Here is a 21,495-nt window from a genome sequence, read left to right as displayed (position 1 = left end):
AGCGAATGGAACGCATCGAGGAGTCTCGCCTGATGGATCCGCATACTCGCGTCGAGGGGCACATCGTACTGGTCTCTCCGCTCACCGGGCCGGTCGTGCCGCTCGCGTCGGTGCCCGATCCGGTGTTCTCGGAAGGGTTGTTCGGCGACGGCATCGGCGTCGATCCGCTCGTCGGCCGCGTCGTCGCGCCGTGCGACGGCATCGTCGTGCATCTCGCGCGCACCGGCCACGCGGTCACGCTGCAATCGGCCGAAGGCGCACAGGTGCTCGTGCACGTCGGCATCGACACCGTCGGGCTCAACGGCAAGGGCTTCACGCCGAAGGTTGCGCAGGGCGCCCAGGTGCGGCTCGGCGAGACGTTGATCGAGTTCGATCTCGACGTGGTGGCGTGCAATGCACCGAGCCTCGTTTCGGTCGTCGCGATCGCCAATTCGGATGCCTTCGAAGTGATCGAGCGCGCGGGCGCGGGTCACGTCGAAGCGGGCAAGTCCGCGCTGCTCGTGCTGCGCGTGCGCGACGGCGCGGAGATCGCGGCCGCCCACGAATTGATTGCGAACGAAGTGCGCCGCAACGTCACGCTCACGCATGCGGGCGGTCTACATGCGCGGCCCGCGGCGCGGGCGCGCGAAGCGGTGCGCGGCGTCGACGCGCGCGTCGAGGTCCGCTTTGGCGAGCGCAAGTCCGCCATCGAGAGCGTCGTTGGCCTGCTCGCCCTCGGCGCGGGCGAGGGCGCGACCATCGAACTCGTCGGCATCGGCCTTGAGGCGCAGCGCGCCGTGGACGCCGTCGCGAACGAGCTCCTGCGCGAAGCGCCCGGCGAGGGCGGCGAAGCGCCGGCGCGGCAGCAGTCGCCCGCGCCCGTGATGCAGGAAGCCGCGGCCGCCGTGGCGTCGTCCGCCGAGCCGGGCGTGCTCGCGGGCGTGTGCGCGGCGCCGGGCGTCGCGGTGGGCAAGCTGGTGCGCTGGGACGAAGCCGAACTGACGCCGCCTGAACTCGCGAGCGGCCCGTCGGCCGCGGAAAGCCGCGCGCTCGACAAGGCGATCGCCGCTGTCGACGCCGAGCTGAACCAGAGCGTGCGCACGGCTTCGCAGCGCGGCGCGATCGGCGAGGCGGGCATCTTCACGATGCACCGCGTGCTGCTCGAAGACCCGACGCTCGTCGACGCCGCGCGCGACGCGATCAGCCTCGGCAAGAGCGCGGGCTACGCGTGGCGCGAAGCGATCCGCGCGCAGATCGTGGTGCTCGGCAAGGTGGACGATCCGCTGCTCGCGGAGCGCGCCGCCGACCTGCGCGACCTCGAAAAGCGCGTGCTGCGCGCGCTCGGTCTGTCGAACGCGGCCGCGCGCACGCTGCCCGAAGAAGCCGTGCTCGCCGCCGACGAATTCACGCCTTCCGATCTCGCCTCGCTCGACCGCAAGCGCGTGATGGCGCTCGTGATGGCGCGCGGCGGTGCGACCTCGCACGCCGCGATCATCGCGCGCCAGGCCGGCATTCCCGCGCTCGTCGCGCTCGGCGACGCGCTGCATGCGGTGCCGGAGGGCACCGAAGTCGTCATCGATGCGAGCGCCGGCCGCTTTGCGTACACGCCGAGCGCGCTCGACATCGAACGCGCGCGCAGCGAAAAGCAGCGCCAGGCCGGCGTGCGCGAAGCGAACCGCCGCACCTCGCACGAAGCTGCAGCCACGCGCGACGGCCACGCGGTGGAAGTCGCCGCGAACATCGCGACGCTGGAGGACGCCAACACGGCCGTGGATAACGGCGCGGACGCCGTGGGCCTGCTGCGCACGGAGCTGCTCTTCATCCATCGCCAGGCCGCGCCGACGGTGGAAGAACATCTTCAGAGCTACCAGGCCATCACGGACGCCCTCGCGGGCCGCACGGCGATTATCCGCACGCTCGACGTCGGCGCGGACAAGGAAGTCGACTATCTCACGCTGCCGCCCGAGCCGAATCCGGCGCTGGGTCTGCGCGGCATCCGCCTCGCGCAGGTGCGGCCCGATCTGCTGGACGACCAGCTGCGCGGACTCGTCGCCGTGAAGCCGGCGGGCAAGGTGCGCATCCTGCTGCCGATGGTGACCGACGTGGGCGAACTCGTGCGTCTGCGCGAGCGCATTGACACGTTCGCACGCGAAGCGGGCCGCACGGAGCCGATCGAGGTGGGCGTGATGATCGAGGTGCCCTCGGCGGCGCTGCTCGCGGACCAGCTCGCGCGCCATGCCGATTTCCTCTCGATCGGCACCAACGACCTCACGCAGTACACGCTCGCGATGGACCGTTGCCAGCCCGACCTCGCGGCGCAGGCCGACGGTCTGCACCCGGCCGTGCTGCGTCTCGTGGCGGCGACGGTCGAGGGCGCGAACAAGCACGGCAAGTGGGTCGGCGTGTGTGGCGCGCTGGCGGGCGATCCGCTCGCGGTGCCGCTGCTCGTCGGCCTCGGCGTGACGGAGCTTTCCGTCGATCCGGTTTCGGTGCCCTCGATCAAGGCGCGCGTGCGCAAGCTCGATTACAACGACTGTTGCCAGCGCGCGCAGAACGCCCTCGCACTCGAATCGGCGCAAGCCGTGCGTGCGGCAAGCCGCGAAAGCTGGCCGCTCGATTGACGATTTCTGTTTCACGCACCCTGAGTAATCCTTAGAAACACGCCGGCGTGCGCAGCGATCGCGCGCCGGCTTCTCTCACCCACACACGTCAAGCAAGAGATAGAGACTGGAGGCAGTTCAATGGATGGCAATCCGTTTCTCAAGATTCAAAGCCTCGGCCGCGCGCTGATGCTTCCCATCGCAGTGCTGCCGGTCGCCGGCATCCTGCTTCGTTTCGGCCAGGCCGACATGCTCAACATCAAGATCATCGCCGACGCGGGCGGCGCGATCTTCGATAACCTGCCGTTGCTGTTCGCGATCGGCATTGCGGTGGGCTTCGCGAAAGACAACAACGGCGTCGCCGGCCTCGCGGGCGCGCTGGGCTATCTGGTCCAGATCGCCGTGATGAAGGACATCAACGACAAGCTCAACATGGGCGTGCTGTCGGGCGTGGTGGCCGGTGTCGTCGCGGGCATGCTGTACAACCGCTTCAAGGACATCAAGCTGCCCGAGTTCCTCGCGTTCTTCGGCGGCAAACGCTTCGTGCCGATCGTCACGGGGCTCACGTGTCTCGTGCTGGGTATCGTATTCGGCTACGTCTGGGGGCCGGTGCAGGGCGTGATCGACACCGCCGGCCACTGGCTCACCACGGCGGGCGCGATCGGCACCTTCGTGTACGGCTTGCTCAACCGGCTCCTGCTCGTCACGGGTCTGCACCACATCCTCAACTCGCTCGTGTGGTTCGTGTTCGGCTCGTTCACGCCGGCAGCCGGCGGCGCGGCCGTCACGGGCGACCTGCACCGCTTCTTCGCGGGCGACCCCACGGCAGGCAGCTTCATGGCCGGCTTCTTCCCGGTGATGATGTTCGGCCTGCCGGCAGCGTGTCTCGCGATGCTGCACGAAGCCCCGAAGGACAAGCGCGCAATGGTGGGCGGCCTGCTGTTTTCGATGGCGCTCACCTCGTTCCTCACGGGCGTGACCGAGCCGATCGAGTTCACGTTCATGTTCCTCGCTCCCGTGCTCTACGCGATCCACGCGGTGCTCACGGGGCTGTCGCTCGCGATCTGCTCGCTGCTAGGCATCAAGCTCGGCTTCACCTTCTCGGCGGGCGCGATCGACTACGTGCTGAACTACGGGCTCTCCACGCACGGCTGGTATGCGATTCCGCTCGGCGCGGTCTATGCGGTCGTGTACTACGGGCTGTTCCGCTTCTTCATCCGCCGCTTCAATCTGCCCACGCCGGGCCGTGAAGCCTCGGCGGGCGATACGGCAATCGCCTCGTCGATGTCGGGCGTTGCGGTGGCGGCCGGCGGCGCGGCCGCGGCATCGCTCTCGCGTGCTGCGCGTTACATCGATGCACTGGGCGGCGCGGCCAACCTCAAGGTGGTCGATGCCTGCACGACGCGTCTGCGTCTCACGGTGGCCGACCCGGCGCATGTTTCCGAGCCGGCCTTGAAGGCGATCGGCGCGCGCGGCGTGCTCAAGCGCGGCGGCGAAAGCGTGCAGGTGGTCATCGGGCCGGAGGCGGACATCATCGCCGATGAGATTCGCGGTGAGATCGCACGCGGCGGCGCGGCGGCTGGCAAGGCGACACCCGCGGCGCAGCCTGCGGTTCAGGCCGTCCAGGCTGCTCAGGCGAGCGCGAGCGCGGATGTCGCGCAGGGTCCGCTCGATCCGAATCCGTCGCGCTGGCTCGCGGTGTTCGGCGGCGTTGCCAACATCGTCTCGCTCGACGCGGTGGCGGCCACGCGCCTGCGCGTGATCGTGCGCGACCCGGCGGCCGTTGATCGCGAGAAGCTCGGCGCGCTCGACGTGGTGTGGACTTCGGCGGATACGCTGCACATCGTGGTCGGCGACGCCGCGCCGCGCTATGCACGCGAGCTGGCGCTCCAGCCGGCCTAACCGATTCGCTTTATGCCTGTGAAAAACGCCGCGGCATTTGCCGCGGTGTTTTTGTTTCCAGCGCCGCTAAATCGCCTGGGCGCTCAGTACAGCGTATGGTGGTTGTCCTGTATCGCGCTGGCGGTGATCTTGCCGCGCATCACGCGATAGACCCACGCGGTGTAGCCGAGCACGATCGGCAGAAAAATGATGACGGCCACCAGCATGATCTCGAGCGTCATCTTGCTCGAGGTCGCGTCCCAGACCGTGAGGCTCGAACGCGGGTCGAGCGAGGAGGGCATGATGAATGGGAACATCGAGAAGCCCGCAGTCAGAATCACGCCGACGATCTGCAGCCCCGTGCTCAAGAACGCGAGCCGCTCGAAGCGCGAGCCCGCAAGTGCGAACGCGAGCACGCCGCCGAGCACGCCCAGGGCGGGGGCGAGCGCCATCCACGGATACAGCCCGTAATTCGCGAGCCAGAGCCCGGGCCCCGAATCGACGCTTTTCAGGAGTGGATTGGCCACCGTGTCCAAAGGCGCCGGCGACGTGATCGTATAGCCGCCGATGAGTGTCGCCACGAGCGCGCCCGCCACGAGGAACAACACGATCGTGAGCGCCGAGAAAAGCCGCAGCGCCTTCGAAGCGCGCATGGCGACGACGCCATCGGTCTTCCTCTTCAGGAACGCCGCGCCGTGCGCGGTGAGCATGCAGAGGCTCACCAGCCCGCAAACCAGCGCGAACGGATTGAGGAGTGCGAAGAAGCTGCCGTGATACGTCACGCGCAGATCCGTGTCGTAGGCGAACGGCACGCCCTGGAGCAGATTGCCGAACGCCACGCCGAACACGAGCGCGGGCACGAAGCCGCCGATGAAAAGACCGCAGTCCCACCCCTGGCGCCATCTCACATCGACGCGCTTGCCGCGATAGTCGAAGCCCACGGGACGGAAAAACAGCGAAAACAGCACGAGCAGCATCGCGAAGTAGAAGCCCGAGAACGACGCCGCATAGGCGAGCGGCCACGCGGCGAACATCGCTCCGCCCGCCGTGATGAACCAGACCTGGTTGCCTTCCCACGTCGCGCCGACCGCGTTGATGACGATGCGGCGCTCCTCGTCGGTCTTGCCGACGAAGGGCAGCAGCACGGCCGCACCCATGTCGAAGCCGTCGGTGAGCGCAAAGCCGATCAGCAGCACGCCGATCAGCACCCACCAGATCAACTTGAGCGTTGCGTAGTCCATGGCCTGTTTCCTCGCGTCTTTCGGTGTCGTGCAGCGATCACGAGACCTTGCCGCCGGTGGCCAGCGCGGCCGTCTGCTCGTGGAAGTAGCGGCCGGTATGCAGCGACGAGGGCCCGAGGCGCGCGTACTTGAACATCAGCGTGATCTCGATGATGAAGAGCAGCGTGTAGAAGATCACGAAGCCCGCGATGCTCAGCATCACGTCGCCGGGTGCGAGGCTCGAAGCCGAAAGACGCGTGGGCAGCACTTCCGCGATGGTCCACGGCTGGCGGCCGGTTTCCGCGACGACCCAGCCGAACTCGGCGGCGAGCCACGGCAGCGGGATCGCCACCAGCGCCCAGCCGAGGAACCAGCGGCGGCTGTCCTTGAGCAGCGAGCGCTGCGCACAGAACCAGAAGGCGAGTACGAAGGTCACGAGAAAGAGGATGCCGAGACCCACCATCACGCGGAACGACCAGAACACCGGCGCGACGGCCGGAATCGCCGTTCGCGACGCAGCCCTGATCTGCTCGGAAGTCGCGTCGACCACGTTCGGCGTGAACCGCTTCAAGAGCAGGCCGTAGCCGAGATCGGCCTTGTGTGCCTCGAACACGTCGCGCGTTTCGGTGTCGGCGGTGCCTTCCTTCATCTTTTGCAGCGCGGCGTAGGCGAGCATGCCATTGCGGATGCGCACTTCGGCGCGGCCCATCAGGTCTTTCAGGCCGATCACGGGCGTGTCGATCGAGCGCGTGGCGATGATGCCCATCAGCCAGGGAATGCGGATCGCGTAGTCGGTGCGTTCTTCCTTCTGGTTAGGCAGACCGAATAGCGTGAAGGGCGCGGGGGCGGGCGCGGTCTCCCATTCAGACTCGATGGCGGCGAGCTTGACCTGCTGCACCACGCCGTCGGTGTAGCCCGATTCGTCGCCGAGGATCAGCACGCATAGCGTGGACGCAAGGCCGAAGCCCGCGGCGATCGCGTACGAGCGCAGGGCGAACTCGACGTCGCGCCGGCGCAGCAGGTACCACGACGAAATGCCGAGCACGAACATCGACGCCGTCACATAGCCGGCCGAAACCGTGTGCACGAACTTCACCTGCGCGACGGGGTTGAAGATCACCGCGAACAGGCTGGTGAGTTCCATGCGCATGGTTTCGTAGTTGAACGACGCGCCCACGGGGTTCTGCATCCAGCCGTTGGCAATGAGAATCCACAGCGCCGAGAGGTTCGAGCCGAGCGCGACGAGAAACGTGGTGAAGAGGTGCGCGCCTTTCGACAGCCGATTCCAGCCGAAGAAGAACACCCCGACAAAGGTCGATTCGAGGAAGAACGCCGCGAGCCCTTCCACGGCGAGCGGCACGCCGAAAATGTCGCCCACGTAGTGCGAGTAGTACGACCAGTTGGTGCCGAACTGGAACTCCATCGTGAGGCCGGTGGTGACGCCCATCGCGAAATTGATGGCGAAGAGCTTGCCCCAGAACTGCGTCATGTCCTTGTAGATCTCCTTGCCGGTCATCACATAGACCGACTCCATGATGACGAGCAGCCACGAGAGGCCGAGCGTGAGGGGCACGAACAGGAAGTGGTAGAGCGCGGTGATGGCGAACTGAAGACGCGAGAGTTCCACCGATTCAATCGTGGGCATGACGGTCTCCTCGCGGGGGCGACATGGTCTGGGATTGGGACGCGGACGGCTTGAGCGCCGTAGACTCGGGCACGGCCAGAATGGCCTGCGCGACAGCGGCAGGCGGCATGTGCATGTCTTCTGCCTGCGGGTGATTGAAGAACGCGTATTTGAGCGCCATCAAGAGGACGAGCTTGACGGCGAGAACGAGGGCAATATCGCGCGCGAAGGTGGGGCCGCGCATCCACTGCAGGATGCGCGTGCGCAGCAGCGACGGTGCGCGCTGGCGTTGACCGGATGCCGGGATCATGACGACGGGTGCCCTCGAACGCGTTACGAGGCCAGACCGCGGCGCGGCGTCTGGCTCACCACCTCGAAATCATCTTAGGGTGGAATCAGCGAGGCCGGTACGAAGGTGCGCAGCTTGCGGGGCGCGCAAAAGAAAAACCCCGTTCGCGGGAACGGGGTTTTCGGTGTGGCGTGAAGACCTGGCGACGCTTACGCGTAGTCGGCGAGCGCGGTGCGCATCTTCTTCATGGCGCTCGCCTCGATCTGGCGAATGCGCTCGGCCGAAACGCCGAACTCGTCGGCCAGTTCGTGCAGGGTCGAGCCGCCCGAACCGTCGTCGTCCACGTTGAGCCAGCGCGCCTCGATGATGCGGCGGCTGCGTGCGTCGAGCGCTTCCAGCGCGCTCGCAATGCCGTCCGACTGCAGGCGGTCGCGCGAACGTGCGGCGAGCACGGCGCTCGGCTCGCTGTGCGAGTCGGCGAGCCAGGCGATCGGGGCGAACGACTCCTCGCCGTCTTCGGTCTGGCCTTCGAGCGCGATGTCGGCGCCCGAGAGGCGCGTTTCCATTTCCACGACCTCTTCGCGCTTCACGTTCAGTTCCTGCGCGAGGCCGTCGATTTCTTCCGGCGTGAACGACTGCAGGCCCTGCTTGTGGCTGCGCAGGTTGAAGAACAGCTTGCGCTGCGCCTTGGTTGTGGCGACCTTCACCATGCGCCAGTTGCGCAGGATGTACTCGTGGATCTCGGCCTTGATCCAGTGCATGGCGTACGACACGAGGCGCACGTTCTGCTCGGGGTCGAAGCGCTTCACGGCCTTCATCAGGCCGATGTTGCCTTCCTGGATCAGGTCGGCGTGCGGCAGGCCGTAACCGAGATAATTGCGCGCGATCGACACCACGAGGCGCAGGTGCGACAGCACCAGGCGGCGCGCGCCTTCAAGATTGTTCTGCTCGCGAAACTCGGTCGCGAACTGACGCTCTTCTTGTGGCGTCAGCATCGGGATCCGGTTCACGGCCTGAATATAAGCGTCGATGTTGCCCAACTGGCCGGGCAACAGGGAAGCATTCGCGAGCGCCAATGAGCCCCCGGCCTTGGCCGACGACGGGCTCAGCGTACTCGGAAGGGTCATGGTCATTGCGTTGCTCACGTAGCGAACTCCTCAGGAATCTTGCAAAAGTCAGACACCGACTCCACGGTGGATGTTAGCACTCTGAATCCCCGAGTGCTAATACTTGGAGTCTGTAGGGGCTTCAAGGTTCCTTGATTCCTATCGAAATGGTTGTATCGATAGATTACACTAAACGCCGGCCGTCAAGCAGGGGCGGGGCCTGGCGCCCGGCGCAGGCCCGCACAGGGCCAGGCCGAAGGAACACTCTAGAACAGGGCAGTAGTCCAGAGCGAGGGCGCAGGAAATAAAGGGTGGAATCAGCGACGCTCGAAGGACCGCGGAGCGCCTGGACCTTGCCACGGAATCTGACAAATAGACATCGGACAAAGACGAAAGTGCTGCGCTGCGACATCCGGGCGCGGCCGCCGGGATGTCGCTGACGCCACGCGCGGTTTTCACCGGGCGCGTGGCGTGTGCCCCATACATGGAGGCGATGTCTTTGATCGCAAGTATCCTTGCGCCAAAACCTGGTATAAATTTCAGCCAGACGTATGCAGAAAATCTTCGGCGTAGATCTGCGCTCAGGCGCGGACCGACGCGCAAGGGGCTCGAGCGATGGCGGCAAAACTAATCGATGCGATTCGCGGACTTGAGCGCGAGCGCTTTCGCGCGATGGTCGACGGCGACGGCACGTCGCTGGACCAGTTGCTGTCCGATCACGCGACCTTCGTGCACACCAACGGCAAACGCGAGACCAAGCAGCAGTTCATCGAGGCGATCACGGCGGGCCGCCGCCGCTACCGCCAGATCGAGATCCAGTCGCAGGATGTGCTGCACGCGAGCAACGAGGCCTGCGTGGTCTCCGGCCGCGTGCTCATCGAGATGGAAGCGAACAACGGTGCGCTGCTCTTTCCGATTGCCTATACGGCGATCCAGACGCAGGAAGGGGGCCACTGGCGTCTGCTCGCATGGCAGGCGACGCGTTGCGCGATCGAGTGACGACCGGTAAGTCCACTCGCTGAAACGCCGCGTAGGCGCTTCAGGCGCACGCCGGCGGCCCGTTTTGCCGCCGGCGCTCAACAATGCCGCCGATTTCCCTGCTCAAACTCAAACTGCTTCGCGCACCGCGCGCGGAAGGTGTCAGGCCGCTGCGCGCCGATCCACTTGCGGCCAGACTGCGCGATTCACCGCGCTGACGACTGCCGCGACGCACGCGTGGGCCGCGTCTTCGCCCACGCCAACACCGTGGCGCAGCGGCTGGCCGCCTACGCGTGCGCCGACGAACACTGCTGTGCCGCCCTGCGACGTGCGCTCGGTCTCGAACGACGTGATTTCAATGTGCTCACTGGCCATTGCCGCGATGGCGGCGGCGACGGCTTGCGCATGCGCCTCGTCGATGCTCGCGGCAGCCGGCATGGCCACTTCACGGCCTTCCCAGCGCACACGACCCGAACCGGCGTTGACAGCCGGCCCGCGCGTTTCTAAGTACTCACGCGCGAAGAGTGCGCAGACCGCGTCGCCCGTGATCTCTTCACCCGACGTATCGGCGACGGTCTGCACGGCGTGGCTGAACTCGATCTGCACGCGGCGCGGCGGCGTGAAGCCCATGCCGCGCTCGAGCAGATAGGTCGCACCACCCTTGCCCGACTGGCTGTTCACGCGGATCACCGCGTCATAGCTGCGGCCAAGATCGGCGGGATCGATCGGGAGATAGGGCACTTCCCAGACGGCGTCGGGCTGCTGCTGCGCGAAGCCCTTGCGGATCGCGTCCTGGTGGGAGCCCGAAAACGCGGTGAACACGAGGTCGCCCGCGTACGGATGGCGCGGATGCACGGGCAACTGGTTGCAGCGCTCGACCACGCGGCGCACGGCGTCGATGTCGGAGAAGTCGAGGCCCGGGTCGATGCCCTGGGTGTAGAGGTTCATCGCGAGCGTGACGAGATCGACGTTGCCGGTGCGCTCGCCGTTGCCGAAGAGGCAGCCTTCGATCCGGTCCGCGCCCGCGAGCAGCGCCATTTCGGCGGCGGCCACCGCCGTGCCGCGGTCGTTGTGCGGATGCACCGACAGCACGATGCTGTCGCGGTACGCGAGATTGCGGTCCATCCACTCGATCTGGTCGGCGTAGACGTTGGGCATCGCCGCTTCGACGGTCGCCGGGAGATTCACGATCATCTTGTGATCGCGCGTCGGGCGCCACGTCTGGGCCACGGCGTCGCAGACTTCGCGCGCGAAAGTCAGCTCGGTCATGCTGAAGGTTTCCGGCGAATACTGGTAAGTCCAGTGCGTTTGCGGGTTTTTATCGGCATGTTCGCGGATGATGCGCGTGCCTTCGACTGCGAGTGCTTTTACTTCCTCCTTCGACTGGCCGAACACGATCTTGCGGAACGACGGGCAGATCGCGTTGTAGAGGTGGACGATGGCGCGCGGCACGCCTTCGAGCGCTTCGAACGTGCGCGCGATCAATTCTTCGCGCGACTGCACGAGCACTTCGATCGTCACGTCGTCGGGAATGCGCTTTTCGTCGATCAGCTTGCGCACGAAATCGAAGTCGGTCTGCGAAGCGGACGGAAAGCCGACTTCGATTTCCTTGAAGCCGATCGCGACGAGCATTTCGAAGAATTCGGTCTTCTGCTCGATGCTCATCGGCTCGATCAACGACTGGTTGCCGTCGCGCAGGTCGGTGCTCATCCAGATCGGCGCGCGCTCGACGGTGCGCGTCGGCCATTTGCGGCCGTTCAAACGGATGGCGGGGAAGGGGCGGTACTTCTCGGCGGGATTACGCAACATGACGAGCCTCGTTCTTCATGGTGTCGTTTGCGATGGCGGTCGGCAGCGGGCGGTTGGCGGGCTGGCGACGGAGCACGATGGGCGAAACTTCACGCGTACGGGCGGCAACCTCGGACGCGAAGAAGACGGCCACGGTGACGGCGGTAACCGGCGCGGCGAAAGCGGACGTGAACGATGCCCATGCAACGTGCATTTTGACCTCGCGACTCGTCCGAACGGTAAGCGGACGAATGCAGACGACAAGTTGTAGAGATACAGCGGATTTGGGGTACTGCGAGAACTGCTTTGGGAGGACCGCGGTGACCGGAGGAGGAGGTCGTTGCGGCGCTACACCAGCTTTAGGCCAGGCGTAGCGATAGGGCCGATAGTCGGCCGAGGGTAATTCGGAGGGTGTTCGGGTAGGAACGCATTCGTCCAATGTAAATCAGGGCGGATGCGTGTGTCAACAGCGAATTTGCAGATTGACCGCGTGAAGATGCGTGGAGATGGCCGACGAAGCGTGCCGATGCGCTTGTGGCGGAGCGCGCGGGTCGCCCCCCCGCATGGCTTTCAGCGGCTTGCGCGACGTGTTTCAGGTTCGATCGTCAGCGCTTCGCGATGCGCTTGATCGTCTCGATCTGGCGCGTGATCGCCTCAGGCACCGGCGCTTCGCCGCGCAACACGGCGTCGATCCAGGCGGCCGTCGTGGGCGCGTCGCGGCCTTCAGGGAGATCGATTTCGGGCGCGCCGGGCGACGAGCGCTCCGGTTCGACCAGCGTTTCGCAGATGCCGTCGTGCAGCCAGTCGACCTGCACCTGGCGGCGGGTATCGGCGACGGCTTCGCCCTCGGTGCCGCGCGCGAGCAACGCGCCGCCCACTGCCGCTTCCGGATGCGCCGCGAAGAGGGCGCTCAGGCTTTCGCGGTACGGCGGGTGCGTGTAGTTCACGAGACGCAGGCCGGGCTCGGCGAACGGCTGCAGCAGCTTCACGAGCGTATGCGTGGAGTTGCGCACGCCCATGCGCCGGCGCATCGAGAGCAGGCGCGCGAGTTTGGGCGCGAGCGTTTCGATCGACGAAAACGCCACGCAGCCCACCGCCAGTTGCGCCTCGATTTCGGCGTGATCGCGTGCCTCGGGTCGATTCAGCGCCGCGAAGATTTCCGCGCTCGTGACGCGGCCCGGATCGGTGACGACGCCGTGCACGAGCGTCGGCACGCCTTCGCGCGCGAGCAGCAGCGCGAGTAGCGGCACGAGATTCGGCTGCTTGCGCGCGCCGTTGTAGCTTGGGATCGACACAGGCCGAAAGTCGCCTCGCGGCACCGCGAGCGGCGCGAACGAGGCGTGCGCCGCGCAGAGCATGGCGGCCAGCTCATCCGCGGTTTCGCCCTTGAGGCGGTAGGCGAGCAGCACCGCGCCTAGCTCCAGCTCGGGCACGCGGCCGTCGAGCATGGCGGCGTAAAGGGCGTGCGTGTCTTCGGACGAGAGCGAGCGGGCGCCGTGCGGTCCGCGGCCGATCTCCTTGATGAAGCGGGCGCACGGGAAGATGTCGGTGGAGTCGGCGGTGGTCATGGGCGGGCGCGGTTCGTTCGACGGCGTGCGGCGGGCCGCCGTCGTATTGAAATGGGGATGCGGGAAGTATCGCACGAGCACGCGGTGCCTCGCCGGGCACGCATCGCCGGCCGGCCGCGCCTCGCCGGCCACGCCTTGCCGGCCGCGTGAAGGCGCCGCCGCGCACGCCCACCGCCGCGCGTTACACTCGCGATTGTTCCGGCGGCGCAAGCCGCGCGATCGACAGGCCCGCGTGCTTCGTGCACGCCCCATCACAAAGACGGAGAACTCCATGACGTACGTATTCGAACCGGCGGCGCTCGCCTCGGTGCCGGTGGCCGGCAGCGACACGCGTTTCCCGGTGCGGCGCATCTACTGCGTTGGCCGCAACTACGAAGCGCATGCGCGCGAGATGGGCCACGATCCGAACCGCGAACCGCCGTTCTTCTTCTCCAAGCCAGCCGACGCCGTGCTCTACGTTGCGCCCGGCTCGACCGCCGAATTTCCGTATCCCGCGCAATCGCAGAACGTGCACTTCGAGATGGAACTCGTCGCGGCCATCGGCAAGGGCGGCAAGGACATTCCGGTCGCGAGCGCGCTCGACCACGTGTATGGCTACGCGCTGGGCCTCGACATGACGCGCCGCGACTTGCAGGGCGAGGCGAAGAAGCTCGGTCGTCCGTGGGATACGGCCAAGGGCTTCGACCATTCGGCGCCGATCGGCCCGATCCATCCGGTGTCGAAGATCGGCCAGCTCGAGAAGGGCGAAATCTGGCTCGCGGTCAACGGCGAAGACAAGCAGCGCTCCGATATCTCGCAGATGATCTGGCCGGTTGCCGACACGATCGCGTTCCTTTCGACGCTGTTCGAGCTCAAGGCCGGCGACCTGATCTACACGGGCACGCCCGAAGGCGTGGGCGCCGTGGTCAAGGGCGACCTGATGACGGGCGGTGTGGCAGGAATCGGCGAATTCGCCGTGCGGGTCGTCTGAGGGGCGCGGCCCGCATCAGGATAAGAGGAGCAAGAGAGGAGCATGAAGCTTTACAGCTATTTCCGCAGTTCGGCGTCGTATCGGGTGCGCATTGCGCTGAATCTGAAGAACCTGTCGTACGAGTACGTGCCGGTTCACCTCGTTCGCGACGGCGGCGAGCAGCTCAAGCCCGCCTACCGCCAGGTGAATCCCGACGCGATCGTGCCGTCGTTCGTCGATGACCAAGGGCACACGCTCCAGCAGTCGCTCGCGATCATCGAGTATCTCGAAGAGACGCATCCCGAGCCGCCGCTGCTGCCGAAGTCGCCCGTCGATCGCGCTCACGTGCGCTCGCTCGCGCTGCAGGTGGCGTGCGAGATTCATCCAGTGGACAACCTGCGCGTGCTCAAGTACCTGAAGCACACCGTGGGCGCGGACGACGCGACGAAAGACGCGTGGTACCGCCACTGGATCGAGGCGGGTTTCGCGACGCTCGAACAGCGGCTCGCCAGCGATCCGCGCACCGGCAAGCTTGCTTTCGGCGACACGCCGACCGTCGCCGATCTTTGCATCGTGCCGCAGGTCTACAACGCGAACCGCTTCAAGATCGACACGACGCGTTACCCGACCATTCAGCGCATCAACGACTACGCGCTCACGCTCGACGCGTTCGCGCGCGCCGCGCCGGGCGTGCAGCCGGATACGGAGTGAGTGTTTGACCGGCTAACGCCGGCCACACCAATGAAAAAGGGCGTCGTTCGCGAGAGCGACGCCCTTCGTGCATCTAAATTCGGGTAAAGCGCGCTTTCAGCTGCCAAGCAGCGCGTCGGCGAATTCTTCGGCCACGAACGGCTGCAGGTCTTCGACCTTTTCGCCCACGCCGATGAAATACACGGGAATCGGCCGCTGCCGCGCGATCGCGGCGAGAATGCCGCCCTTGGCGGTGCCGTCGAGCTTCGTGACGATCAGGCCTGTGAGGCCGAGCGCGTCGTCGAAGGCCTTGACCTGGGCGAGCGCGTTCTGGCCCGTGTTCGCGTCGATCACGAGCAGCACCTCGTGCGGCGCGCCGTCGAACGCCTTGCCGATCACGCGCTTGACCTTCTTCAGCTCGTCCATCAGGTGCAATTGCGTGGGCAGGCGGCCCGCGGTGTCGGCCATCACCACGTCGATGCGGCGTGCGCGCGCGGCGCTCACGGCGTCGAAGATCACCGCCGCCGGGTCGCCGCTTTCCTGCTGCACGACCGTCACGTTGTTGCGCTGGCCCCAGATGGCGAGTTGTTCGCGCGCGGCGGCGCGGAACGTGTCGCCGGCGGCGAGCAGCACGCTCTGGTCGAAGCTTTGCAGATGCTTGGCGAGCTTGCCGATGCTCGTGGTCTTGCCCGCGCCGTTCACGCCCGCGATCATCATGACGAGCGGCTGGGCGCGGCCGAGCATGAGCGACTTTTCGAGCGGCTTGAGCAGGCCGATGAGCAGCTCGCGCAGGGCGTTCTTGACCTGCTGCGCGTCGGTCAGGCGCTCGGCGCGCACCTTCTGGCGCAGCGTTTCGAGCAGATATTCGGTCGCGTCGACGCCCGCATCCGACATCAGCAGCGCGGTTTCGAGCTCTTCGTAGAGATCGTCGTCGATCTTCGCGTTGACGAAGATGCTCTGGATGTTCGAGCCGGTTTTCGAGAGCCCCGACCTCAGGCGCTTGAGCCACGATTGCCTGGCTTCGGGCTCGAGCGCGGGTGGCGGGACGATTTCGACGGCTTCCGGTTCGTCGTCGTTGTCGTTGGCGGCTTGCTGCGGCGTGATCGGAGCGGTCACGGCCGGTCGAGCGGACGGCGCAGGCGGTATTTCGCGCACCGTGCTGGTGGGCTCATCAACGGCCTCGTCCGGCGCCTCGAGGGTGGCTTCGTCCTGCGCGTTCTCGGCCGGCGCGTTCTCGGCGTCCTTCGAGCCGCGGAATCGTTTGAAGAAACTGAACATGGTCTGGGGTGGGTCAGGCGCGCTGCGGGTCGGACCGAGGGGCGGTCAGCGACGGCATGGGAAGAGGTAACGCGCGGAAAACATGGCATTTTATCAGGCGCGTTAGCCGGAGTCGCTGCGGCATTGCCGTGGGAGCGTTGCGGCGCGCACGCGGCACCTGCGCGGCCCTGTGGTAACGTGCGCGCATTGGAGGGCGCGATGCGAAAGCGTCGAACCCCACAGTCGAGTTCCGCCGGCAGGTTGACTGCCGGCGGTCAAATGCACGCAGAAGTACGACCCAACGCATGAGCCGTTCCTCACCTTCACGTGGCCAAGCCGGCCGCACCCATCAGCCCGATCCCCGCGCACGTGGCGGTGGCGGTGCGCACACGATCCGCATCATCGGCGGCGACTGGAAGCGCACGCCGCTGCCGGTGCTCGACCTCGATGGTCTGCGCCCGACGCCCGACCGCGTGCGCGAAACGCTCTTCAACTGGCTCGGCCAGCGTCTCGACGGCCTGCGTTGCCTCGACCTGTTCGCGGGCAGCGGCGGCCTCGGCTTCGAGGCGGCCTCGCGCGGCGCCGCACGCGTCGTGATGGTGGAGCGCAGCGCGCGCGCCGCCGCGCAACTGCGCTCGAACCAGGCGCGCCTTGGTGCGCGCACGATCGAAATCGCGGAAGCCGATGCATTGCGCCTCGCGGCTAATCTGGCGCCAGGCTCGTTCGATGTGGTGTTCCTCGATCCGCCGTTCGGCGATACCGCGCTGCTCGAGCGCTCGCTCGAGCTGGCTGCGCCGCTCGTCGCTCCGGACGGCTGGCTTTACGTCGAATCGGGCGAGCGCATCGAGCCCGCTGCGCGGCCCGCGTTGACGGGCTGGAGCGTCGTGCGCGAGGGCCGGGCGGGTGCGGTTCACTATCATTTGCTGCAGCGCGAAAATGAGGAATAATGCGCGTTCGATAAGAAGCGGCGGGCGGCCTGGCCGTCACGCACGCACGTGTGCATGCGTCGCCACGGCACCGCATTGCGCCCCATTTCCGTTGAGAGGAGAAGCCTCATGGTAGTCGCCGTGTACCCCGGTACCTTCGACCCGCTCACGCGCGGCCACGAAGATCTCGTGCGGCGCGCGTCGAGCATTTTCGACACGCTGGTAGTCGGCGTTGCGGACAGCCGCAACAAGAAGCCTTTCTTCTCGCTCGACGAGCGGCTCGAGATTGCCCACGAGGTGCTCGGCCACTATCCGAACGTGCAGGTCATGAGCTTCAAGGGGCTGCTGAAGGACTTCGTGCGCACCAACAACGCACGCGTGATCGTGCGCGGGCTGCGCGCGGTGTCGGACTTCGAGTACGAATTTCAGATGGCGGGCATGAACCGCTACCTGCTGCCTGACGTCGAGACGATGTTCATGACGCCTTCGGACCAGTATCAGTTCATTTCGGGCACGATTGTGCGCGAAATCGCCCAGTTGGGCGGCGATGTGAGCAAATTCGTGTTTCCGTCCGTGGAAAAGCGCTTGCAGGACAAGGTGGCCTCGATGGGCGGCCCGGTTTAGAAGGCGTGAACGCGCGGCGAAAGCAGCGTAAACTATAGGGCTAAGCAACGTGTGAGCCGGCCCTCGTGCCGGCAGGAAGTGAGACCAGCATGGCCCTGATGATTACCGACGAGTGCATCAATTGCGACGTGTGCGAGCCCGAGTGCCCGAACGACGCGATCTCGATGGGCCCGGAAATCTACGTGATCGACCCGAAGAAATGCACCGAGTGCGTCGGCCATTTCGATGAGCCGCAATGCATCCAGGTGTGTCCGGTGGAGTGCATTCCCAAGAATCCGGAGCACGTCGAGTCGCCCGAGCAATTGATGCAGAAGTACCACGCGCTGACCGCGGCGAAGAACAACGCCTGAATCGCGCAACGCAATCCTCCGGAAAATAAAAAAAACGCGCCAACTGGCGCGTTTTTTATTTCATCTCGCCGTCTTCTTACGCGACGATGGCCTTCAACGCATCGACGAGCGTGTCGCACTCGGCATCGGTACCGATCGAGATGCGCAGATGCTGGTTCACGCGCGGCGCGTTGAAATGGCGCACGAAGATCTCTTTTTCGCGCAGCTTGGCCGCAATTGCCGCCGCGTCGTGCGCAGGATGCTTCGTGAACACGAAATTCGCCGCCGAGGGCACCACTTCGAAGCCGAGCGCCGTGAGCGCGGCCGTCAGGCGCTCGCGGCTGGCGATCACGCGCGCGCTCGTCGTCTTGAGCCACTCGCCGTCTTCGTAAGCGGCGGTCGCCGCGGCTTGCGCCAGGCGGTCGAGCGGGTACGAGTTGAAGCTGTCCTTCACGCGGTTCAGCGCATCGATGAGATCGGGGTGACCGAACGCGAAGCCCACGCGCATGCCCGCGAGCGAGCGCGATTTCGAAGTCGTGTGCACGACCAGCAGGTTCGGATAGCGGTCGATCAGCGCGATCGCCGATTCGGCGCCGAAATCCACATACGCTTCGTCGATCACCACCACGGATTCCGTGTTCGCCGCGACGAGCCGCTCGATTTCCGCGAGCGGCAGCGCGTGACCCGTGGGCGCATTCGGATTCGGGAAGATCACGCCGCCATTGGGCTGGCGGTAGTCATCGATACGAATCGTGAACTGCTCCGTGAGCGGCACGGTGCGGTACTCGACCTCGTAAAGCCGCGCGTAGGTCGGGTAGAAGCTATAGGTGATGTCGGGAAAGAGGATCGGCTGGTCGTGCTTGAGCAGCGCCTGGAATGCGTGAGCGAGCACCTCGTCCGAGCCGTTGCCGACGAACACCTGCTCCGCGCGAATGCTGTGATGCGCGGCCACGGCGGCGCGCAGACGCTTCGCGACGGGGTCGGGATAGCGGCGCAGCGATTCGCCCGTCTCGCCCAGCTCGTGGCGGATCGCCTCGAGCACGCGCGGGGAGGGCGCATACGGATTCTCGTTGGTGTTGAGCTTGACCGGCTTCGCGAGCGCGGGCTGTTCGCCCGGCACGTAGGGCACGAGCCGGTTGACGATGTCACTCCAGTAACGACTCAAGACGCTCTCCTTGTTTCAACCGTTGCGATGCAGCTGCATCACCGCGCGTTCGGCCTCGCCCTTCACGAACGTCGGCATCACGGCGAGCGCGCGTTCGATCGAGGCGTCGATCACTTCCTGCTCCTCGCGGCGCGGCGGCTTGAGCACGAAGTTCGCGACATCGGGCTTCGCACCGGCGCGCGCGCCTTCGGGAATCAGGTCGCGTGGATGGCCGATGCCGATGCGCAAACGCCAGTACTGCTGCGTCGACAGATGCGCGGAGATGTCCTTCAGGCCGTTGTGGCCACCGCTGCCGCCGCCGAGCTTGAGCTTGACGGCGCCGGGCGGCAGATCGAGCTCGTCGTGCGCGACGAGGATCTGGTCGGGCAGGATCTTGAAGAACGCCGCGAGGGCGACGACCGATTGCCCCGAGCGGTTCATATAGGTCTGCGGTTCGAGCAGATGCACTTCCTCGCCGTAGAGGCGCGCCTTCGCATAGTGGCCATGGAAGCGCCGCTCGTCGCGCAGCGTCGTGCCGGCTTCGCGCGCGAGCTGGTCCACGAGCCAGAAGCCCGCGTTGTGGCGCGTCGCCGTGTATTCGGCGCCCGGATTGCCGAGCCCGACGATCAACCTGATCATTGTGGTGTTCCGCCTGCGTAAATCGATGAACTGACCCGCAAGTGTACGAAAAAGTGCGAAAAAAAACCCGCCGGGGCGAACCGCGGCGGGTCACGTCGTCCGTTTCAGGGAAACGGATCGAGAGGATCGGCTCTTTGAAGCCGCTGCGATTACTCTGCAGCCGGTGTTTCTTCGCCTTCAGCTGCCGCCTGGGCGCCAGCCGGCACGGGTGCCGACACGATGACCGGGTTTTCCGTTTCAACGTGCTGAACCAGCGTCACGCCTGCGGGCAGGGTGATGTCCTTGGCATGCAGCGATTGACCGGCTTCGATCTTCGCGAGGTCGACTTCGAGGAATTCCGGCAGTTGACCCGGCAGGCACTGGACTTCGATTTCAGCCAGAACGTGCGAGATGATCGCGCCACCCGTCTTCACAGCCGGGTTGGTTTCCTGGTTCATGAAGTGCAGCGGCACCTTCGTGTGGATCTTCTTGTTCGGATCCACGCGCTGGAAGTCCACGTGCAGCACGAGCTGACGGAACGGGTGGTATTGCACGTCGCGCAGCAGCACTTGCTGCGACTTGCCGGCCACTTCGAGGTCGAGGATCGACGAGTGGAAGGCTTCCTTCTTGAGGGCGTGCCACAGCGCGTTGTGATCGACTTCGATCAGTTGCGGCTCGGCGCCGACACCGTAAACGATGCCAGGGGTCTTGCCAGCAATGCGCAGGCGGCGGCTCGCACCCGTACCTTGCAGGTTACGCTCGAAAGCGATGACTTTCATTTGATTCTCCAATGCACTGCCCGCGACCAGGCAGTAAAACGGGGCCTTTTCAGCACAATGCCTGCCTTCGGGGCCCCCAGCGATGCAGCGCGAACCATCGTCCGTTCGCGCCGATTACGTGCAAAAGCGCGGCGTCCTTGCGAACACCGCGCCTTGCGCGTCAATTCTTGTTAGCTTTCCGCGAACAGCGACATGACCGAGTCGCCGCGACGGATACGCGAAAACGTTTCGGCGAGAAGGCCTGCGCTCGTGAGCGAGCGGATCTTCGCGCACGAACGCGCTTCGGCGCCCAGCGGAATCGTGTCGGTCACGACGAGTTCGTCCAGAGCCGAAGCGGCGATACGCTCGCCTGCGCCACCCGAGAGAACCGGGTGCGTGGCGTAAGCGAACACCTTCTTCGCGCCGCGTTCCTTCAGCACTTGCGCTGCCTTGCAGAGCGTGCCGGCGGTGTCGACCATGTCGTCCATGATCACGCAGGTGCGGCCTTCGACTTCACCAATGATGTTCATCACTTCGGCGACGTTCGCCTTCGGACGACGCTTGTCGATGATGGCGAGATCGCAGTTCAGCTGCTTGGCGAGCGCACGGGCGCGCACCACGCCGCCGACGTCCGGCGAAACGACCAGCAGGTTCTCGTGATTCTGCTTGCGCAGATCGCCGAGCAGCACGGGCGTTGCGTAGATGTTGTCGACGGGAATATCGAAGAAGCCCTGAATCTGGTCGGCGTGCAGATCCATCGTGATGATCCGCTCGACACCGGCGATTTCCAGCATGTTCGCCACGACCTTCGCCGAGATGGCGACGCGCGCCGAACGGGGGCGGCGGTCTTGACGGGCATAGCCGAAGTAGGGGATAGCTGCGGTGATCCGGCCTGCGGATGCGCGCTTGAGCGCATCGACCATGATCATCAGTTCCATCAGGTTGTCGTTGGTCGGCGCGCAAGTCGACTGAAGGACGAAGACGTCCTTGCCGCGCACGTTTTCCTGGATTTCGACCTGGATTTCACCGTCGGAAAAGCGGCTAACCATAGCCTTACCGAGGGGAATACCGAGGATCTTGACGACTTCCTGGGCAAGCGCGGGATTTGCGTTGCCAGTAAAAACCATCAGGCCGTCATGGCTGCTCATCATGCACCTGCTGCGGACT

The 21,495-nt window shown here is 65.7% G+C and carries 19 protein-coding genes; 8 read left to right on the top strand and 11 right to left on the bottom strand.

Annotation, left to right across the window (positions count from 1 at the left end; genetic code table 11):
- Positions 1 to 5: 5 nt before the first annotated feature.
- Together ptsP and nagE are read left to right on the top strand one after the other, a co-directional pair.
- Positions 6 to 2,600 (top strand): phosphoenolpyruvate--protein phosphotransferase, encoded by a 2,595-nt coding sequence (gene ptsP, locus AB4Y42_RS25750; protein ID WP_368695731.1) that lies wholly within the window; start codon positions 6 to 8, stop codon positions 2,598 to 2,600.
- 120 nt (positions 2,601 to 2,720) lie between these two features.
- Positions 2,721 to 4,481 carry an N-acetylglucosamine-specific PTS transporter subunit IIBC gene (gene nagE / locus AB4Y42_RS25745; RefSeq protein WP_368692463.1) on the top strand — a complete coding sequence of 587 codons (1,761 nt, stop codon included), beginning with the start codon at positions 2,721 to 2,723 and terminating at the stop codon, positions 4,479 to 4,481.
- Between the two features lie 83 nt (positions 4,482 to 4,564).
- On the opposite strand, the gene cydB is transcribed toward nagE, so the two are convergent.
- From cydB to rpoH, 4 genes are all read right to left on the bottom strand, one after another.
- Positions 4,565 to 5,701, bottom strand: a complete 1,137-nt coding sequence (gene cydB / locus AB4Y42_RS25740; RefSeq protein ID WP_368695730.1) for a cytochrome d ubiquinol oxidase subunit II — start codon at positions 5,699 to 5,701, stop codon at positions 4,565 to 4,567.
- Between the two features lie 37 nt (positions 5,702 to 5,738).
- Positions 5,739 to 7,325, bottom strand: a complete 1,587-nt coding sequence (locus AB4Y42_RS25735) for a cytochrome ubiquinol oxidase subunit I (RefSeq protein ID WP_342919463.1) — start codon at positions 7,323 to 7,325, stop codon at positions 5,739 to 5,741.
- On the bottom strand, positions 7,312 to 7,614 hold the full coding sequence (cydP, locus tag AB4Y42_RS25730; protein ID WP_368692466.1) for a cytochrome oxidase putative small subunit CydP: 303 nt from the start codon (positions 7,612 to 7,614) through the stop codon (positions 7,312 to 7,314). The genes AB4Y42_RS25735 and cydP overlap by 14 nt, the downstream gene beginning before the upstream one ends.
- A gap of 188 nt (positions 7,615 to 7,802) precedes the next feature.
- Positions 7,803 to 8,738 (bottom strand): RNA polymerase sigma factor RpoH, encoded by a 936-nt coding sequence (gene rpoH, locus AB4Y42_RS25725; protein ID WP_069264904.1) that lies wholly within the window; start codon positions 8,736 to 8,738, stop codon positions 7,803 to 7,805.
- Positions 8,739 to 9,314: 576 nt separating this feature from the next.
- On the opposite strand from rpoH, the gene AB4Y42_RS25720 reads away from it, so the two are divergent.
- On the top strand, positions 9,315 to 9,698 hold the full coding sequence (locus AB4Y42_RS25720) for a nuclear transport factor 2 family protein (RefSeq protein ID WP_368695729.1): 384 nt from the start codon (positions 9,315 to 9,317) through the stop codon (positions 9,696 to 9,698).
- A gap of 141 nt (positions 9,699 to 9,839) precedes the next feature.
- On the opposite strand, the gene leuA is transcribed toward AB4Y42_RS25720, so the two are convergent.
- Positions 9,840 to 11,486, bottom strand: coding sequence for a 2-isopropylmalate synthase (gene leuA / locus AB4Y42_RS25715; protein WP_368695728.1), 1,647 nt, complete (start codon positions 11,484 to 11,486; stop codon positions 9,840 to 9,842).
- 584 nt (positions 11,487 to 12,070) lie between these two features.
- Positions 12,071 to 13,033 carry a DNA-binding protein YbiB gene (ybiB, locus tag AB4Y42_RS25710; RefSeq protein ID WP_368695727.1) on the bottom strand — a complete coding sequence of 321 codons (963 nt, stop codon included), beginning with the start codon at positions 13,031 to 13,033 and terminating at the stop codon, positions 12,071 to 12,073.
- Between the two features lie 271 nt (positions 13,034 to 13,304).
- Here ybiB and AB4Y42_RS25705 point away from each other — a divergent pair, with 271 nt between their 5' ends.
- Both AB4Y42_RS25705 and maiA read left to right on the top strand, forming a co-directional pair.
- Positions 13,305 to 14,003, top strand: a complete 699-nt coding sequence (locus tag AB4Y42_RS25705) for a fumarylacetoacetate hydrolase family protein (protein WP_368692469.1) — start codon at positions 13,305 to 13,307, stop codon at positions 14,001 to 14,003.
- Positions 14,004 to 14,045: 42 nt separating this feature from the next.
- Positions 14,046 to 14,693 (top strand): maleylacetoacetate isomerase, encoded by a 648-nt coding sequence (gene maiA / locus AB4Y42_RS25700; RefSeq protein WP_368695726.1) that lies wholly within the window; start codon positions 14,046 to 14,048, stop codon positions 14,691 to 14,693.
- Between the two features lie 96 nt (positions 14,694 to 14,789).
- Here the strand turns inward: maiA and ftsY are convergent, their stop codons facing one another.
- Positions 14,790 to 15,950 (bottom strand): signal recognition particle-docking protein FtsY, encoded by a 1,161-nt coding sequence (gene ftsY / locus AB4Y42_RS25695; RefSeq protein ID WP_368695725.1) that lies wholly within the window; start codon positions 15,948 to 15,950, stop codon positions 14,790 to 14,792.
- Positions 15,951 to 16,234: 284 nt separating this feature from the next.
- Here ftsY and rsmD point away from each other — a divergent pair, with 284 nt between their 5' ends.
- The 3 genes from rsmD to AB4Y42_RS25680 all read left to right on the top strand — a co-directional run bounded on the left by rsmD (position 16,235) and on the right by AB4Y42_RS25680 (position 17,829).
- Entirely contained in the window at positions 16,235 to 16,876 is a 642-nt protein-coding gene (gene rsmD, locus AB4Y42_RS25690; RefSeq protein WP_368695724.1) for a 16S rRNA (guanine(966)-N(2))-methyltransferase RsmD, read from the top strand.
- Positions 16,877 to 16,984: 108 nt separating this feature from the next.
- Positions 16,985 to 17,479 carry a pantetheine-phosphate adenylyltransferase gene (gene coaD, locus AB4Y42_RS25685; RefSeq protein WP_133185293.1) on the top strand — a complete coding sequence of 165 codons (495 nt, stop codon included), beginning with the start codon at positions 16,985 to 16,987 and terminating at the stop codon, positions 17,477 to 17,479.
- Positions 17,480 to 17,568: 89 nt separating this feature from the next.
- Positions 17,569 to 17,829 carry a YfhL family 4Fe-4S dicluster ferredoxin gene (locus tag AB4Y42_RS25680; protein ID WP_069264882.1) on the top strand — a complete coding sequence of 87 codons (261 nt, stop codon included), beginning with the start codon at positions 17,569 to 17,571 and terminating at the stop codon, positions 17,827 to 17,829.
- Positions 17,830 to 17,905: 76 nt separating this feature from the next.
- Here AB4Y42_RS25680 and hisC read toward each other — a convergent pair whose 3' ends face one another.
- From hisC to AB4Y42_RS25660, 4 genes are all read right to left on the bottom strand, one after another.
- The gene (gene hisC, locus AB4Y42_RS25675) at positions 17,906 to 18,973 is read right to left on the bottom strand and encodes a histidinol-phosphate transaminase (RefSeq protein WP_368692473.1); all 1,068 of its coding nucleotides are present in this window, start codon (positions 18,971 to 18,973) and stop codon (positions 17,906 to 17,908) included.
- 15 nt (positions 18,974 to 18,988) lie between these two features.
- Positions 18,989 to 19,591 (bottom strand): aminoacyl-tRNA hydrolase, encoded by a 603-nt coding sequence (gene pth / locus AB4Y42_RS25670; RefSeq protein ID WP_069264878.1) that lies wholly within the window; start codon positions 19,589 to 19,591, stop codon positions 18,989 to 18,991.
- A 149-nt stretch (positions 19,592 to 19,740) separates the two neighbouring features.
- Complete coding sequence (locus AB4Y42_RS25665; RefSeq protein WP_368695723.1) at positions 19,741 to 20,349, bottom strand: 50S ribosomal protein L25/general stress protein Ctc; 609 nt, start codon at positions 20,347 to 20,349, stop codon at positions 19,741 to 19,743.
- 170 nt (positions 20,350 to 20,519) lie between these two features.
- Positions 20,520 to 21,476 carry a ribose-phosphate pyrophosphokinase gene (locus AB4Y42_RS25660; RefSeq protein ID WP_069265235.1) on the bottom strand — a complete coding sequence of 319 codons (957 nt, stop codon included), beginning with the start codon at positions 21,474 to 21,476 and terminating at the stop codon, positions 20,520 to 20,522.
- Between the last annotated feature and the right edge of the window lie 19 nt (positions 21,477 to 21,495).

Origin of the sequence: Paraburkholderia sp. EG286B, from assembly GCF_040965655.1 — a bacterium.
In the GTDB taxonomy this organism is placed as follows: Bacteria; Pseudomonadota; Gammaproteobacteria; order Burkholderiales; family Burkholderiaceae; genus Paraburkholderia.
The sequence above is the reverse complement of the archived record's forward strand: the minus strand, read 5'-3'. Positions and strand labels throughout refer to the sequence as shown.